The organism is Crenobacter cavernae, assembly GCF_003355495.1.
In the GTDB taxonomy this organism is placed as follows: Bacteria; Pseudomonadota; Gammaproteobacteria; order Burkholderiales; family Chromobacteriaceae; genus Crenobacter; species Crenobacter cavernae.
Genome location: NZ_CP031337.1, coordinates 1,301,642 through 1,315,507 on the forward strand (window position 1 = coordinate 1,301,642; position 13,866 = coordinate 1,315,507).

The 13,866-nt window shown below is 67.4% G+C and carries 15 protein-coding genes, 1 rRNA gene and 1 riboswitch; of the genes, 8 read left to right on the forward strand and 8 right to left on the reverse strand.

Features of this window, described 5'->3' with window-relative positions; translation table 11 throughout:
- The first annotated feature begins 43 nt into the window (after window positions 1-43).
- A 5S ribosomal RNA gene (rrf, locus tag DWG20_RS06295) occupies window positions 44-156 on the forward strand.
- 333 nt (window positions 157-489) lie between these two features.
- Here rrf and DWG20_RS06300 read toward each other — a convergent pair.
- The 3 genes from DWG20_RS06300 to DWG20_RS06310 form a co-directional block, all read right to left on the reverse strand.
- A complete protein-coding gene (locus DWG20_RS06300) occupies window positions 490-909 on the reverse strand; it encodes a DUF1842 domain-containing protein (RefSeq protein WP_115433010.1) in 420 nt (139 codons plus the stop codon).
- Between the two features lie 288 nt (window positions 910-1,197).
- A complete protein-coding gene (locus DWG20_RS06305) occupies window positions 1,198-2,517 on the reverse strand; it encodes a C4-dicarboxylate transporter DctA (protein ID WP_115433011.1) in 1,320 nt (439 codons plus the stop codon).
- A 125-nt stretch (window positions 2,518-2,642) separates the two neighbouring features.
- A complete protein-coding gene (locus DWG20_RS06310) occupies window positions 2,643-3,353 on the reverse strand; it encodes a FadR/GntR family transcriptional regulator (protein WP_115433012.1) in 711 nt (236 codons plus the stop codon).
- A 279-nt stretch (window positions 3,354-3,632) separates the two neighbouring features.
- Between DWG20_RS06310 and DWG20_RS06315 the strand changes: the two genes are divergently transcribed.
- The 7 genes from DWG20_RS06315 to speB all read left to right on the forward strand — a co-directional run bounded on the left by DWG20_RS06315 (window position 3,633) and on the right by speB (window position 9,771).
- Window positions 3,633-4,502, forward strand: a complete 870-nt coding sequence (locus tag DWG20_RS06315; RefSeq protein WP_115433013.1) for a ferritin family protein — start codon at window positions 3,633-3,635, stop codon at window positions 4,500-4,502.
- Window positions 4,474-4,977 carry a D-glycero-beta-D-manno-heptose 1-phosphate adenylyltransferase gene (rfaE2, locus tag DWG20_RS06320; RefSeq protein ID WP_115433014.1) on the forward strand — a complete coding sequence of 168 codons (504 nt, stop codon included), beginning with the start codon at window positions 4,474-4,476 and terminating at the stop codon, window positions 4,975-4,977. The genes DWG20_RS06315 and rfaE2 overlap by 29 nt, the downstream gene beginning before the upstream one ends.
- The gene (locus DWG20_RS06325) at window positions 4,974-5,939 is read left to right on the forward strand and encodes a biotin--[acetyl-CoA-carboxylase] ligase (RefSeq protein WP_115433015.1); all 966 of its coding nucleotides are present in this window, start codon (window positions 4,974-4,976) and stop codon (window positions 5,937-5,939) included. Before rfaE2 ends, DWG20_RS06325 begins: the two co-directional genes overlap by 4 nt.
- Window positions 5,936-6,655, forward strand: coding sequence for a type III pantothenate kinase (locus DWG20_RS06330; RefSeq protein WP_115433016.1), 720 nt, complete (start codon window positions 5,936-5,938; stop codon window positions 6,653-6,655). Before DWG20_RS06325 ends, DWG20_RS06330 begins: the two co-directional genes overlap by 4 nt.
- Window positions 6,652-7,458, forward strand: coding sequence for an SPOR domain-containing protein (locus DWG20_RS06335; RefSeq protein ID WP_115433017.1), 807 nt, complete (start codon window positions 6,652-6,654; stop codon window positions 7,456-7,458). Before DWG20_RS06330 ends, DWG20_RS06335 begins: the two co-directional genes overlap by 4 nt.
- A gap of 547 nt (window positions 7,459-8,005) precedes the next feature.
- Window positions 8,006-8,650 (forward strand): hypothetical protein, encoded by a 645-nt coding sequence (locus tag DWG20_RS06340; protein WP_147289925.1) that lies wholly within the window; start codon window positions 8,006-8,008, stop codon window positions 8,648-8,650.
- A 155-nt stretch (window positions 8,651-8,805) separates the two neighbouring features.
- Entirely contained in the window at window positions 8,806-9,771 is a 966-nt protein-coding gene (gene speB, locus DWG20_RS06345; protein ID WP_115433019.1) for an agmatinase, read from the forward strand.
- Between the two features lie 54 nt (window positions 9,772-9,825).
- Here the strand turns inward: speB and DWG20_RS16725 are convergent, their stop codons facing one another.
- The 5 genes from DWG20_RS16725 to cobT form a co-directional block, all read right to left on the reverse strand.
- Window positions 9,826-9,984 carry a hypothetical protein gene (locus DWG20_RS16725; RefSeq protein WP_425451605.1) on the reverse strand — a complete coding sequence of 53 codons (159 nt, stop codon included), beginning with the start codon at window positions 9,982-9,984 and terminating at the stop codon, window positions 9,826-9,828.
- A gap of 20 nt (window positions 9,985-10,004) precedes the next feature.
- Window positions 10,005-11,054: a GTP-binding protein gene (locus DWG20_RS06350; RefSeq protein WP_245944784.1), complete on the reverse strand. Its 1,050-nt coding sequence runs from the start codon at window positions 11,052-11,054 to the stop codon at window positions 10,005-10,007.
- Window positions 11,055-11,197: 143 nt separating this feature from the next.
- Entirely contained in the window at window positions 11,198-11,932 is a 735-nt protein-coding gene (cobS, locus tag DWG20_RS06355) for an adenosylcobinamide-GDP ribazoletransferase (RefSeq protein ID WP_115433020.1), read from the reverse strand.
- Window positions 11,932-12,531, reverse strand: coding sequence for a histidine phosphatase family protein (locus DWG20_RS06360; protein WP_115433021.1), 600 nt, complete (start codon window positions 12,529-12,531; stop codon window positions 11,932-11,934). Before DWG20_RS06360 ends, cobS begins: the two co-directional genes overlap by 1 nt.
- Complete coding sequence (gene cobT, locus DWG20_RS06365; protein WP_115433022.1) at window positions 12,528-13,571, reverse strand: nicotinate-nucleotide--dimethylbenzimidazole phosphoribosyltransferase; 1,044 nt, start codon at window positions 13,569-13,571, stop codon at window positions 12,528-12,530. Before cobT ends, DWG20_RS06360 begins: the two co-directional genes overlap by 4 nt.
- A 49-nt stretch (window positions 13,572-13,620) precedes the next feature.
- Window positions 13,621-13,818: riboswitch (cobalamin riboswitch) on the forward strand.
- Window positions 13,819-13,866: the final 48 nt, after the last annotated feature.

Consider the following 13,866-nt stretch of genomic DNA (forward strand, 5'->3'; position numbering starts at 1 on the left):
TCGGGGGCACGCTTCGGCTTACTAAGTTTGTTGACAGTTTATGTCTGGCGGCCATAGCGAGGTGGTCCCACCCCTTCCCATCCCGAACAGGACCGTGAAACGCCTCAGCGCCGATGATAGTGCAGATACCTGTGTGAAAGTAGGTCACCGCCAGACGCCCCTTACGCAACCCCCGTGCCCCTGGCACGGGGGTTTGCTGCGTTACGGCGCGCCCCCGCGTCGCTGCCGCGCCCGGCTCGGCCAAGCTGGCGGGTGCCGACGCCCCTCTCCCGCGCGGCCTAGCCCGTGTTCTCCGCTCTGCTCCTGGAGCCGCGGTTTCGATTCCGGCGCTATCTAAAAGGCTAATGTTGGCCGAGCCTTGATATGTAATTTCCCTTCGCTCTCTTCCCTTGTCTTCACCAAATCCTGCGTCCTCAGAAAAGCCAAACCGGCCCAGTGGGCCGGTTTGCTTGCCGCTGCGGCTTCCGATAAGCCGGAAGCGGGAGGCCATCACGGGGTCAGCAATTCCGGAGTGACAGCCTTCACCGGCGCATTCTCGACGGTGACTTGTTTGCCTTCCACATTCGGATACTTGTAGTAGGCGGTGCCTGTTTTCCAGTCGTGGCTGAGCACCAGGCGCAGTTCGACCGGCAGGAGGGCGGTGCCGATCGCCGGCGGCGGGAAGTTGTGCGCGACTTCACCCTTGGCGACGACGAGGATATGGCTTTCGTTCGGCTGTACGGTCAGATAGTTGTACTCGCCGTGCAGTGCCGAGACGTGGATGTTCAGCGGCGGATTGGTCGCTTGGGTGACCTGGCCGGAACCGCCGACGCTCCTGTCGACGGTGTTGACCGACAGGTTGACGTGAAACAGTGGCGCGCCCGGTTTGGCGTCGCCGATCTGGTACGAAACGATGAACAGACCTGCCATGACTTCCTCCTGCGATGAAAAAAGTGGCTTGATAGCGTTCGCTTGCGTCGGCTGCAACGTCATGCTTAAAGCATTAAATGCTGCAACTCATACACCATAGAAGCGGATAGTGACTTGTTAAATAAGCAGATTTACTTAGATGGGAAAGAAAGTCGTGGCGGGAGCCGAATGGCTCGGTGGGGAGCAGGGGGCGTCGACGCGGGAAAAAAAAAGAGCCCCTCCGGCCGGCGGAGCGGCGCGAAGGGGTAAAGGACTACGTGGGAAATACTGAAGGGAAATCGAACCGGATCAGATGGCCGGCGTGGTGTCGGCGGCGGTCTTGGTGCCGGCGAATTCGAAGCCCTCTTTGCCGCCAATCACATTGCGGGCGCGCTCGAGGTTGATGTCTTTTTCCCAGCGGGCGACGACGACGGTGGCGACGCAGTTGCCGATCAGGTTGGTCAGCGCGCGCGCGATGCCCATGAACCAGTCGACAGACAGCACCAGCACCAGGCCGATCACCGGGATGGCCGGGATCGCCGACAGCGTCGCGGCGAGGATCACGATCGCCGAGCCCGGGATGCCGTGTGCGCCTTTCGAGGTGACCAGCGACACCGCGAGGATGGTCAACAGGTCGATCATCGACAGCGGGGTGTTGGTCGCGTGTGCGATGAACACGGCGGCCAGGGTGAGATAGATCGAGAAGCCGTCGAGGTTGAACGAGTAGCCGGTCGGGATCACGAGGCCGACGGTCGAGTCCTTGATGCCCATGTGCTCGAGCTTGCGCATGATCTGCGGCAGCACGGCGTCGGACGAGGCGGTGCCGAGCACGACCGACAGCTCTTCACGCAGGTAGCGCAGGAACTGGAAGATCGACAGGCCGCTGACCAGCTTCAGGATGCCGCCGAGCACGCCGAGCACGAAGATCGCGCAGGTGACGTAGAACATCAGCACGAGGCCACCAAGCTGTTGCAGCGAGCCGACGCCGTACTTGGCGATGGTGAAGGCGATCGCGCCGAACACGCCGATCGGCGCGAGGCGCACGATGATGCCCATGATGCGGAACAGCACGTGGCCGGCTTCGTGGATGAAGCGGATCACGGTGCCGGCCGAGTCGCGCACCATATTGAGCGCGCTGCCGAACAGGATCGAGAAAACCAGAACCTGCAGGATGTCGCCCTTGGCGAACGCGTCCATCGCGGTGCTCGGGATCAGGTTCATCAGGAAGGCGACCGGGCCGGTGCTCTGCAGACCATGCACGCGCTCCGTATAGGCCGCCATCGCGCTCGCGTCGAGGCCTTTCGGGTCGACGTTCATGCCGTCGCCGATGCCGCTCTGGTAGGCGAGGAACAGGCCGAGCACGAGCGCGAACGTCGTGACGATCTCGAAGTAGACGATGGCCTTGAAGCCGACTCGGCCGACCTTTTTCAGGTCGCCGGCACCGGTGATGCCGCTGACGACGACGCAGAACACGATGGGCGCGATCAGCATTTTGATCAGTTTGATGAAGCCGTCGCCGAGGGGTTTGAGCGTTTGCGCCTCGGTCGGGAAAAACATCCCGACCGCGATGCCGAGGGCCAGGCCGATCATGACCTGGACGAAGAGCGATTTTTTGGCAAGTTGCAGCATGGTTTCCTCTGGTTTCTCCAAGGTGACGATGGTGTCTTTATTGTTTTGCTTGCTAGGTCGTGCAGGTGAGGCTATCGGGGTTGAGGTACGGGCAGGGTGGTCGGTGGCGCTCCTTCTCTTCGGCTTCAGGAGGTCCCGTCCGCCGGCGGAACCGGCGTGGCGGTGCGGATGCGTACGTCGAGACGTTCACCGGCGTTCAGAATGTGTTGCTGCATCGTCGCGCTGGCGGCGGCACTGTCGTGCGCCTTGATCGCGCGCAGGATCGCCTCGTGCTCGGCCAGCGCCTCGCGCATGCCCTGCGGGCGCTCCAGCATGATGTCGCGCGCGTGGCCGATCGCCTCGGTCGCCTGTTCCATCACCTGCTTGAACACCGGGTTGCGCGAGAAGCCGATCAGCTGGCGGTGGAACTGGATGTCGGCCTCGACCGCCGCCTTGAGATCGTCGGCGTCGAGCGCCTCGCGCATGTCGAGTACCGAGAGCCTGAGCTGCATCATTTCGTCGGCGCTGATCGACTGCGCGACCAGCCCGACGACGAAGGGTTCGAGCGCGAGCCTGAGCTGGAACACGTCTTCCGGGCGCGCCGTCGGTACCGCTGCTACGGCGGCGGCGGGCGGCTCGGCGCTGACGACGAACACGCCTTTGCCCGGGTGCGAGCGCAGCACGCCCAGCGCGACCAGTACCGAGACCGCTTCGCGCAGCGGAGGGCGGCTGATGCCGAGCTGGTCCGCCAGGTCGCGCTGCGACGGCAGCATGTCCCCCGGCTGCCATAGGCCTTGCTTGATGGCGTCGAGGATGGAGCGGGCGGCGACGTCGCCGAGTTTCGATGAAGTGAACATGTCTGTCTGTGCCTTGAGCGTGATTACAAGTTAGACCGGTTCGACTGGTATTACCAGTTGGGCCGAAAAATATTTCCAGCGTCCATTATCGCCCAGATGCGCGAGCCATCAGGGTCCGCCCTGATGCCGACGGCGTAGATCGTGCGGCGACGGGCCGTGGCGGCCGATGACGGCCAGGTAACGGGACTGTGGCAAAAGCGTGACAATCGCGCTGCCGCGTGCCGTCTTTGTTCGGGTGTCTTACAATACCGGCCTGTGTTGACAAAGGATGAACCCATCATGCTGTACCCCGAACTGTACGCCCAGCTCGAGAAAGCCCGCTGGAACATGGCCGACGATATTCCCTGGGACACGTTCGCGGGGGACAAGCTCTCCGACGAGCAGGCCCAGACGATCAAGATGAACGCGATCACCGAGTGGTCGGCGCTGCCGGCGACCGAGATGTTCCTGCGCGACAACCAGCACGACTCGGACTTCTCGGCCTTCATGTCGATCTGGTTCTACGAAGAGCAGAAGCACTCGCTGGTGCTGATGGAGTACCTGCGCCGCTTCCGTCCGGACCTGTGTCCGACCGAAGAAGAGCTGCACGCGGTGCGCTTCGAGTTCGACCCGGCGCCGCCGCTCGAAACGCTGATGCTGCACTTCTGCGGCGAAGTGCGCCTGACGCAGTGGTACCGCTGCGCCAGCGAATGGCACACCGAGCCGGTGATCAAGAGCATCTACAAGCACCTGTCGCAGGACGAAGCGCGCCACGGCGGCGCCTACCTGAAGTACATGAAGAAGGCGATCGGCAACTACGGCGACGAGGCGCGCGCCGCCTTCGCCAAGATCGGCCTGTTGATGGCGTCGAGCGCGCGCTCGGGCAAGCCGCTGCACCCGACCAACCTGCACGTCAACGAGGCCTTGTTCCCGAACGACACCATCCAGTCGCGCCTGCCCGACCCGGACTGGCTTGAAGACTGGCTGACCAGCAAGATCAAGTTCGACGAGGACTGGGAGGCGCGCGTCGTCGGCGGCATCCTGCGCAACCTGACCATCCTGTTCGAGCAGCCGCTGGAAACCATCACCGCGCTGAACCGCTACCGCAAGCAGATCGTGACCAACCTCAAGGAAGCCGGCGATGGCGCCCTACCCGACGCCGCGGTTTGAGGGCAAGGTGTGCGCGCCGGAAGACCTTGAACAAAGGTTGGCCGAGCTGCAGCGCCCGATCGTCTTCACCAACGGCTGCTTCGACATCCTGCACCGCGGCCACGTGACCTACCTGGCGCAGGCCGCGGCCTTGGGCGCGAGCCTGATCGTCGCGGTCAACACCGACGCTTCGGTCAGGCGCCAGGGCAAGGGCATTGACCGGCCGATCAACCCGCAGGGCAACCGCGCGGCGGTGCTCGCCGCGCTCGAATCGGTCGCGCTCGTCACCTGGTTCGACGACGACACGCCGGCCAGGCTGATCGAGGCGGTGAAGCCCGACGTGCTGGTCAAGGGCGGCGACTGGACGATAGACAACATCGTCGGCAGCGCCGAGACGCTCGCACGCGGCGGCCAGGTCCACTCGATTCCCTTCCTGTTCGATACCTCGACCACCGCGACCTTGAAGAAGATCCGCGCCGGCGAAGGCAAGGAATGAGCGACGCGCACGCCTTCGCCGCGCTGAGGGCGCTGGCCGACGGCCGCTTCCACTCGGGCGAGGACATCGCGCGTGCACTCGGCTGCTCGCGCACGCTGGTGTGGCAGGCGATCCGCGACGCCGAGGCGGACTTCGGCCTGACGGTGTTCAAGGTGCGCGGCCAGGGCTACAAGCTGCCCGAGCTTATCGAGTGGCTCGACGTCGCCGCGGTGCGCGAACACCTTTCCGGCCCTGCCGCCGAGACGTTCACGCTCGCGCTGGCCGAGCGCATCGATTCGACCAACACGCAGCTGATGCATCGCTCAGACAGCGCGCCGCATGGCCTGGTACTCGCCGCCGAATGGCAGGACGCCGGCCGTGGAAGGCTCGGCCGGCCATGGCGGATGCGGCTCGGCGGCGCGCTGGCGTTCTCCTTGCTGTGGCGCTTCGACAAGGGCCTGGCCGAGCTGTCCGGCCTTTCGCTCGCCGTCGGCGTCGCGCTCGCGCGCGTGCTCGAACGCCTCGGCGCGCCGGTCGAACTGAAATGGCCGAACGACGTCTTGCTGTCCGGCAAGAAGCTGTCCGGCGTGCTGATCGAGCTGTCGGGCGAGGTGCAGGGCCCGGCGGCGGTCGTCGTCGGCGTTGGCATCAACCTGGCCGCGCCGGGCGACGTCGGCCAGCCGGTCGCCGGTCTGGCCGAAGCGGGGGTGAAGATAGGCCGCAACGCCTTGTTGGCCGAGCTGCTTAACGAACTCGCATGCGTGCTCACCGATTTTTCCGAGCATGGCTTCGCCGCCTTCCGCGAAGAGTGGCAGCGCTACGCCGCCTACCTCGGCCAGGCCGTGCGGCTGTCGCCGGCGCAGGGCGAGCCGATCGAAGGACTGTTCGCCGGCGTCGACGAACGCGGCGCGCTGCTGATCGATACCGACGCCGGCGCACGTGCGCTGTTCGCCGGCGAACTGAGCCTGAGGCCCGTCTCGTGAAACTGTTGATCGACGCCGGCAATTCGCGTGTGAAGTGGGCGCTGTGCGAACAAGGCCGAATCGTAGAGCAAGGCGCCTTGCTGCACGCCGAGTTGCCAAGCCTGGCCGAGCGCTGGGCGACGCATCCGGTGACCGAGGCGTGGGGCGCGTGCGTCGCTGGCGCCCAGGTCAAGGCCGGACTCGAAGCGGCCAGCCGCCACCCGATTCACTGGGTGACGAGCGAGGCCGCGCGCGGCGGCGTGCGCAACTACTACCGCAACGTCGCCGAGCAGGGTGTCGACCGTTGGCTGGCCGTGCTCGGCGCGCGCGCGCTGCACCCGGGCAGCGATCTCGTGATCGCGCTGGCCGGCACTGCGCTGACGGTCGAGGCGCTGACCGCCGACGGCGACTACCTCGGCGGCGCCATCCTGCCCGGCGCGCGACTGATGCTCGGCGCGCTATCTCACAACACCGCGCAGCTCAAACGCGAGCCCGGCGCGTGGCATGAATTCCCCGACAACACGCCCGACGCGCTCGCCACCGGTGTGTGGGACGCGCTCGCCGGCGCGGTCGAACGCATGCGATCAAGGTTGGCCGAGCAGACCGGCCGGCCTTCACCTCGCTTGTTGATCAGCGGCGGCGACGCGCCCATGCTCGCCGACTGCCTTACCGGGCCGGCCGACTTGGTGGATAATCTGGTGCTTCTGGGACTGATGAGCGTGGCGGATTGCCGATGAAATGGTTTTTCGGGCTGGTGTTGCTGTTGAACCTGCTGGCGGCCTTGTGGGGCACGCTGAGCCAGCGCGCGCCGGGCGAGCTGCACGCGCTGGAGGTCAACCCGCAGGGCGTGAAGCTGCTGCCGGGCGGCTGGAAGACGCAGGCCGACGCCACGCCGGCGGCCGGGACGAACATGCCGCTGGCCGAAGCGCTGCCCGCCGGCGTGCCGGCAAGCGAATTGCCGGCTACGCTCGACGGCGCCAAGCGCGTCGACACGACGGCGTCGGTCGCCAGCGCCGCCAAGACCGTCGAACCCTCGACACCCAAGGCCAAGCCGGCCGAGGCACCGAAGGCGGAGAAAACCGCCGTATGCAAGCAATGGGGCGAACTTGACGGCGCGCAGCTGTCGCGCGTGCGCGCCGGCCTTGCCCCCTTGAAGCTGTCGGGCGCCGAGTCGGCGCGAGAGGCCGCACCGGCCAGCGGCAAGTTCTGGGTCTACCTGCCCAAACGCGCCAGCTCGGAGGCGACACGCGCGTTGTCGGCCGAGCTCAAGCTCAAGGGCTTTGACAACTACCCGGTCAGCAGCGACGGCGACTTCCAGGGCGCGCTGTCGCTCGGCCTGTTCGCCAAGCAGCAAGGCGCCGACGCGCTGCTGGCCAAGCTCAAGGCTGCCGGCTTCTCCGACGCGCGCGCCGAACGCCGCGGCAAGGCGCAAAGCTTCACCACGCTGCGCTTCGCCAGCCTGACGCCGGACAACGAGGCCAAGCTCGCCGCCTTGCAGGCGCGGCTGTTGCCCGGCGTGCCGCTCCAGGCCTGCCGCTGAGAACGAAGGACCGGTAAGACCGGTCCTTTTTCCTCCCCGTACCGCGAGTCGGGTCTGTCGATCGCCTTTCGTTCTCGACGCCTTACTTACTTCAGCTGCCTCGGTCGTCGCGGACGCCTTTCTGTCACTATCGACTCCTCGAGGTCCGGGATGTTTCATTCTTTTGCCATGTTTCGTGACGCTACTGTCATCGAATCGCCGTACGGTGTGCCGGTTTCGGCCCGCGAGGCCCGCACTATCACGGAGATCCGCCGGGCGAGCCCGAGTCCGAGCGTTCCGACCCGGACCAGCCGAAGGCGATCTCGGCCTAGCCGGAGGACGGCATGATCGGTTCCTGAGCCGGAGCCGCGTGATCCCGCTGGCGTTCCGTGAGCTGCCCCGGCAGGAAAATCGCGATTTTTTATGCAAAACGCAACTCTGGGTCGGCCTGCGCCGGCCTTTTTTGCTTGCCGGGCGACAAAGGCGCTGAAAAGCCGCAGCGCACGCTCTAAGCTGGAGTAGGGGCGCTACGGCGCCCCGCTTTTCCGATGTATGCAGGTGAAACGATATGATCGATGCCGCGCATTCCTCCCCCCACGCAAAGAGCCCGACCGCCCGTTCTTCCGCACATTCAAGCGACTGTCCCGATTGTCACCAGCCCCTGCCGTCGAGCGGTATCGCGCAATGCCCGCACTGCGGCCGGCTGATCTATTTTGAGCCGCCGGCGGCACGTCATCCCGCATTGCGCCGGCTGACCTTCTGGCTGCTGTCCCTGCTGTTGCTGGCCGGCGCGACCGCGCTGTTCGGCTGGCAGCTCGCGAGCCGGCTCGGCCACCCGGTGTTGCCGCGCAGCGAGGTGGTGGCGGCCGCCAGCCCCGAGCTCGACGCGCCCGAGTCCTTGGCGCCGACCGGCGCCGACGTCCATCCGACGCTGTCGCCCGCCGTGCCCGATCGCCCGGATGGGGCGCAACCGGCGCTCTCCAGCGCCGCCGACGAAGCGAGCGCCGCGCTCGATGCGGACGGCGCGCTGGCGGCCGTCCCCGTCGTGCAGCCGCTCAAACGCAAGAAAGCGCCGTCGACCGGACTGGCCGCGCTGCCGTCCCGGCCCGCGCCGCAATCGGTCGCCGATACGGCGGGCAACCCCGCCGTCCCCAACGAGGCCCAGTTCCTGATGCAGCAGCAGACGCAACAAGCGCCGACCCCGCCCAACTGATCGAACACCGCTTGCGCCGCGCGCCGCCGCGGGGCACACTCTGCCCTGCAAACCGCGCCGAGGTGGCGCGGCAGCCTTCACCCGTCGGCTCGAAGATGGACGGGAATCGTCGGGCCGCCATCCCCTCTGGCCCGGCGTCTGCCATGGAGACCTCCATGACTGCTGTCATCCAAGGCGACGGTGCCATCCGTCGCGAATCGCTGTACGGCTCCTCGATCGAAAACACCTACGCCGGCGTGTTGTCCTTCATGCGCCGCAACTACACGCGCGACCTGAACGGCGTCGACGTCGCGATCTCGGGCATCCCGCTCGACCTCGCGACCACCTTCCGCTCCGGCGCGCGCCAGGGCCCGGCGGCGGTGCGCGCCGCCAGCGTGCAGTTGGCCGAGCTCAAGCCGTTCCCGTGGGGCTTCGACCCGTTCGACGACCTCGCGGTGATCGACTACGGCGACTGCTGGTTCGACGGCCACAATCCGCTGACGATCAAGCCCTCCATCATCGAGCACGCGCGCACCATCCTGGCAAGTGACGCGAAGATGCTGACCTTCGGCGGCGACCACTACGTCACCTATCCGCTGTTGATCGCGCACGCCGAGAAGTACGGCAAGCCGCTGTCGCTGTTGCACTTCGACGCGCACTGCGACACCTGGGCGGACGACAATCCGGACTCGCTGAACCACGGCACCATGTTCTACAAGGCGGTGAAAGACGGCCTGATCGACCCGAAGACGTCGGCTCAGGTCGGCATCCGCACCTGGAACGACGACTTCATGGGCATCAACATGCTGTTCGCGCCGTGGGTGCACGAGCACGGCGTCGAGGCGGCGGTCGGCCGCATCAAGCAGGTGATCGGCGACAACCCGGTGTATCTGACCTTCGACATCGACTGTCTCGACCCGGCGTTCGCGCCGGGCACGGGCACGCCGGTGCCGGGCGGCCTGACCACCGCGCAGGCGCTCGCTATCGTGCGCGGCCTCGGGGATCTCAATATCGTCGGCGCCGACGTGGTAGAGGTCGCGCCGAGCTACGACCAGAGCGAGGTCACCGCGCTGGCCGCCGCGCATATCGCGTGCGACATCCTCTGTCTGCTGCGCAACCGCAAGCTCGCCGGCAAGCTGTAAGCGACGTCGGTAAGTAAAAAAGCTCGGCCAGGCCGAGCTTTTTTTGTGCTTCGCTCAGTCGGCGTGCGCCGCGTCGGCGAAGGTCCACGCCGGGAACGGGTCGGCGTAGCTTCTCCATGCGGCGTCGCCTTCTTGCCATCCTTCGTCGGACAACAGGCAGCCGTCGAGCCGCAGCTTGATCGAGACCTCGTCCAGGTCGATCCCGATGAACACCAGTTCCTGGCGGCGGTCGCCTACCGCATCGTCGTGCCAGTCGGCGGCGATCTGCGCATGCCAGCCTTCGTCGTCCGGCCATTCTGCCTTGTCGACCGAAGCCCACCATTGCCCGGCCGGGCCGGGCCGTGACGGCACGCGCCGCCGGCCTGCGACCAGTTGCCGACCCAGTCGGGCCGGCTCGCGAGCCAGAAATAGCCCTTCGAGCGCAGCACGCCCTGCCAGTCGCCGCCCTGCATCAGGTCACAGAAGCGTTGCGGGTGGAACGGCCGGCGCGCGCGGTAGACGAAACTGGCGATGCCGTAGGCCTCGGTCTCGGGAAGGTGCTCGCCGTCAAGCGCCTTCAGCCAGCCCGGCGCCTCGGCGGCGGCGTCGAAGTCGAAGCGGCCGGTGTCGAGGATCTGCTCCAGCGGCACCCGGCCGAATTCGGCCACGATCTGCCCGGCGCGCGGGTTCAGGCGGGCGAGGACGGTGTGCAATTGGGCAAGCGCAGTCGCGTCGACCCGGTCGGCCTTGTTGATCACGATCACGTCGGCGAACTCGACCTGTTCGATCAGCAGTTCGACCAGCGCGCGGCCGTCGCCGTCGCCGGCGATCGTACCGCGCTCGGCGAGGCTGTCCGACGACGCGTAGTCGGCGAGGAAGGCCGCCGCGTCGACCACCGTCACCATGGTGTCGAGCCGCGCGAGGTCCGACAGGCTGACGCCGTTCTCGTCGCGGAAGGTGAAGGTCTCGGCCACCGGCAAGGGTTCGGCGATGCCGGTCGACTCGATCACCAGGTAGTCGAAGCGGCCCTCGCGCGCGAGGCGCGACACTTCGATCAGCAGGTCCTCGCGCAGCGTGCAGCAGATGCAGCCGTTGGACAGCTCGACCATCTTCGCGTCGGCGCGCGTCAGCCCGCCGCCGTCGCGTACCAGCTGCGCATCGATGTTGACCTCGGACATGTCGTTGACGATTACCGCGACCTTAAGACCGTCGCGGTTGGCGAGGATGTGGTCCAACAGCGTGGTCTTGCCGGCGCCGAGAAAGCCGGACAGCACGGTGACCGGCAGGCGGGTCCGGGTGGTCATGGTGGTCGCTCCTCAGAAAACGACAAACGTTATACCATAACAAATGTAACGGTATAACATTTTCTTGAGGGACGAGATGAGGGACGAGATGAGGGACGAGATGAGGGACGCGGCGGACGGCAGGCACCGTCCGCCGTGAAGATTCAGCCGAGGAGCTGCGGGGACGTTACCAGCGCGGCGAGCAGCGCAATCTCTACGAGTTCGATGCCGGCGCCGAGGCAGTCGCCGGTCATCCCGCCGAGCGTCTTTTTCAGATAATTCCACCACGCGTAGCCGGCGACGAGCGCCGCCGGAATCAGCGCCGGCGCGAACCAGGCCGACAGGCCCGTCAACAGGGCAAGGTTGGCCGAGAGGCTGGGCCAGTGCGTCGTCCACGCGAAGCGCTCGCCGCTGCCGGGCGCCAAGGGCGGCAGCGTCGTCGACCACAGCACGGCGAGGCAACGCGCCCATGCCGGGACCAGCGCGACGGCCATGAGGTTGGCCGAGCCTTTCGCTGCCAGCATCAACAGCACCAGCTTGCTCGCCACCGCCATCACCAGCGAGAGCACGCCGAAGCTGCCGACGTGCGGGTCCTTAAGCACTTCGAGGAAGCGTTCGCGACTGCGGTGCGCCGCGCCGCGCGCGTCGGCGAGGTCGGCGAGGCCGTCGAGGTGCAGCCCGCCGGTTACCCACACCCACATCCACAGCGCGACCAGCGCGCCGGCCCACGGGTCGAGCCGCGCGGCGAAACCAAGAGCGCCGGCGACGAGGCCGCCGACGATCAGCCCTACCACGCCGAACCAGCGCGCGCTGTCGGCCAGCCAACGCGGCTCGAAGGTCTCAAGCCGCGGCGTCGGCAGCCGGGTCAGGAACTGCAGTGCGAGGATCAGGCTGCGCATCAGGTACCCGGCCCTTCGAGTCGCGTCAAATAGGCCGGGTGGCCGTCGAGCATCGACAGCTGGACGAAGCCGCCGCGCGGCACAGCGATCAGCCGCGCGCTGGAAAAACGGGTGTCGAGCAGCTCGGCGAGGATCACCGCGATCACGCCGGCGTGCGCGACCAGCACGCGGTGGCTGCCGCGCGCGTCGACCATCCACTGCGCGAGGCCTTCCAGCACCCTGGTCCTGAACACGTCGAGCGTTTCGCCGCCGGGCGCGTCGAGTTCGCCGGCGACGAGGCGCGCGTTCCAGCAGGGCGTCTCGGCCGACAGCGCGTCGACCGCCGCGCCGTCCCAGTCGCCGAAATGGCACTCGGCGAAGCGCTCGTCGACCTTCAGCGCCAGGCCGGCGGCGAGCGCCTGCTCGACGGCGAATGCGCGACAGCGCAAAAGCGGCGAGGTCGCGAGCGCCGTCACCGGCGCGGTGTCGGAAATCGCCTGCCAGCTGGCCCTGAGCTGCGCCCAGCCTTGTTCATTCAGCGGCAGGTCGGTGCGGCCGATCAGCCGCCCGTCGTGGTCGATCTCGCCGTGGCGCAGCAGGGTCAGGGTGTAGGGGTTCATAGCGCGTCCGACACGCCGGCCTCGGCGAAGGTCGCCATCTCGTTGTGCAGCGCGATCGCCTGCGCGATCAGCGGCAGGCACACCGCCGCGCCCGAGCCTTCGCCGAGGCGCATTCTGAGGTCGACCAGCGGGGTGAGACCGAGCGCCTGGATCGCCAGCGCGTGGCCGGTTTCCTGCGACACGTGGCTCGCCATCAGCCAATCTCCGAGGGCCGGTTCGATCCGGCACGCGGCGAGCGCGGCGGCGGTCGCGATGAAGCCGTCGACCAGGCTCGGCACGGAAAGGCGCGCGCCTTCGAGGTAGAAGCCGGCGATCGCGGCGATCTCGAGCCCGCCGAGCTCGGCCAACGTTTGCATCGGCGACAGGTGCTGCCCGTCGACGCGCGCCAGGCCCGCGGCGACCGCCGCGCGCTTGCGTGCGAGACCGGCGTCGTCGACGCCGGTGCCGCGCCCGACCACGTCGTCGATCGCGAGGCCGGCGTAGGCACAGATCAGCGCCGCCGACGGCGTGGTGTTGGCGATGCCCATGTCGCCGGCGACGAGCAACTTGGCGCCGGCGTCGATCGCGCGGCGCGCGGCGGCGGCGCCTGCTTCGAGCGCGGCGGCCAGCTGCTCGTCGGTCAGCGCCGCCTCGCGTGCAAGGTTGGCCGAGCCTTTCGCCACCTTGGCGTGCACGATCGGCAGGGCCGCATCGAGTGGAAACGCGACGCCGACGTCTACCACTTCTAGCCGCGCTGCGTTGGCGCGCGCGAGCACGCAGATCGCCGCGCCGCCGGCGGCGAAGTTCTTCACCATCTCGGCGGTGACCGCCTGCGGGAAGGCCGACACGCCGTCTTCTGCCACGCCGTGGTCGGCGGCGAACACGGTGATCGCGGGCGCGAGCGGCGCGGGCTTGACGCGGCGCTGCCAGGCGGCGAAGCGGCAGGCGACGTCTTCGAGCACGCCGAGGCTGCCCGGCGGCTTGGTCAGCTGGTTCTGCCGCGCGCGTGCGGCGTCGAAAACGGAAAGGTCGGGGCGGGGGAAGGGGGTAAGGGTGTCCATCGCGCGAACCTACCCCAAGCGCCGTCCCCCGACAAGCGGCAAGCCGGCGTATAATGCGCGCCGAGCAGGTGCCCGGCGGATCAAAAGCCGGGTGAAACGGGAAGCCGGTGCAAGACCGGCGCTGCCCCCCGCAACGGTAAGGTCTGGCGTGATCCGCCAGGCGCCGCGAACGCCACTGTCGACACGGACGGGAAGGCGCGGCGCTGACAGACCGAGCCCGGAGACCGGCCTGCCAGCGGTCGCGCCGGAAGCGCGCTGCGTATGTGGAGTATCGCGGGGAGGCGATCTTCGACAG

Excerpts from the sequence above, each read along its gene's own strand:
- DWG20_RS06300 (WP_115433010.1), bottom strand. The coding sequence starts at position 909 with ATGGCAGGTCTGTTCATCGTTTCGTACCAGATCGGCGACGCCAAACCG.
- DWG20_RS06305 (WP_115433011.1), bottom strand. The coding sequence starts at position 2,517 with ATGCTGCAACTTGCCAAAAAATCGCTCTTCGTCCAGGTCATGATCGGC.
- DWG20_RS06310 (WP_115433012.1), bottom strand. The coding sequence starts at position 3,353 with ATGTTCACTTCATCGAAACTCGGCGACGTCGCCGCCCGCTCCATCCTC.
- DWG20_RS06315 (WP_115433013.1), top strand. The coding sequence starts at position 3,633 with ATGCTGTACCCCGAACTGTACGCCCAGCTCGAGAAAGCCCGCTGGAAC.
- rfaE2 (WP_115433014.1), top strand. The coding sequence starts at position 4,474 with ATGGCGCCCTACCCGACGCCGCGGTTTGAGGGCAAGGTGTGCGCGCCG.
- DWG20_RS06325 (WP_115433015.1), top strand. The coding sequence starts at position 4,974 with ATGAGCGACGCGCACGCCTTCGCCGCGCTGAGGGCGCTGGCCGACGGC.
- DWG20_RS06335 (WP_115433017.1), top strand. The coding sequence starts at position 6,652 with ATGAAATGGTTTTTCGGGCTGGTGTTGCTGTTGAACCTGCTGGCGGCC.
- DWG20_RS06340 (WP_147289925.1), top strand. The coding sequence starts at position 8,006 with ATGATCGATGCCGCGCATTCCTCCCCCCACGCAAAGAGCCCGACCGCC.
- speB (WP_115433019.1), top strand. The coding sequence starts at position 8,806 with ATGACTGCTGTCATCCAAGGCGACGGTGCCATCCGTCGCGAATCGCTG.
- DWG20_RS06350 (WP_245944784.1), bottom strand. The coding sequence starts at position 11,054 with ATGACCACCCGGACCCGCCTGCCGGTCACCGTGCTGTCCGGCTTTCTC.
- cobS (WP_115433020.1), bottom strand. The coding sequence starts at position 11,932 with ATGCGCAGCCTGATCCTCGCACTGCAGTTCCTGACCCGGCTGCCGACG.
- DWG20_RS06360 (WP_115433021.1), bottom strand. The coding sequence starts at position 12,531 with ATGAACCCCTACACCCTGACCCTGCTGCGCCACGGCGAGATCGACCAC.
- cobT (WP_115433022.1), bottom strand. The coding sequence starts at position 13,571 with ATGGACACCCTTACCCCCTTCCCCCGCCCCGACCTTTCCGTTTTCGAC.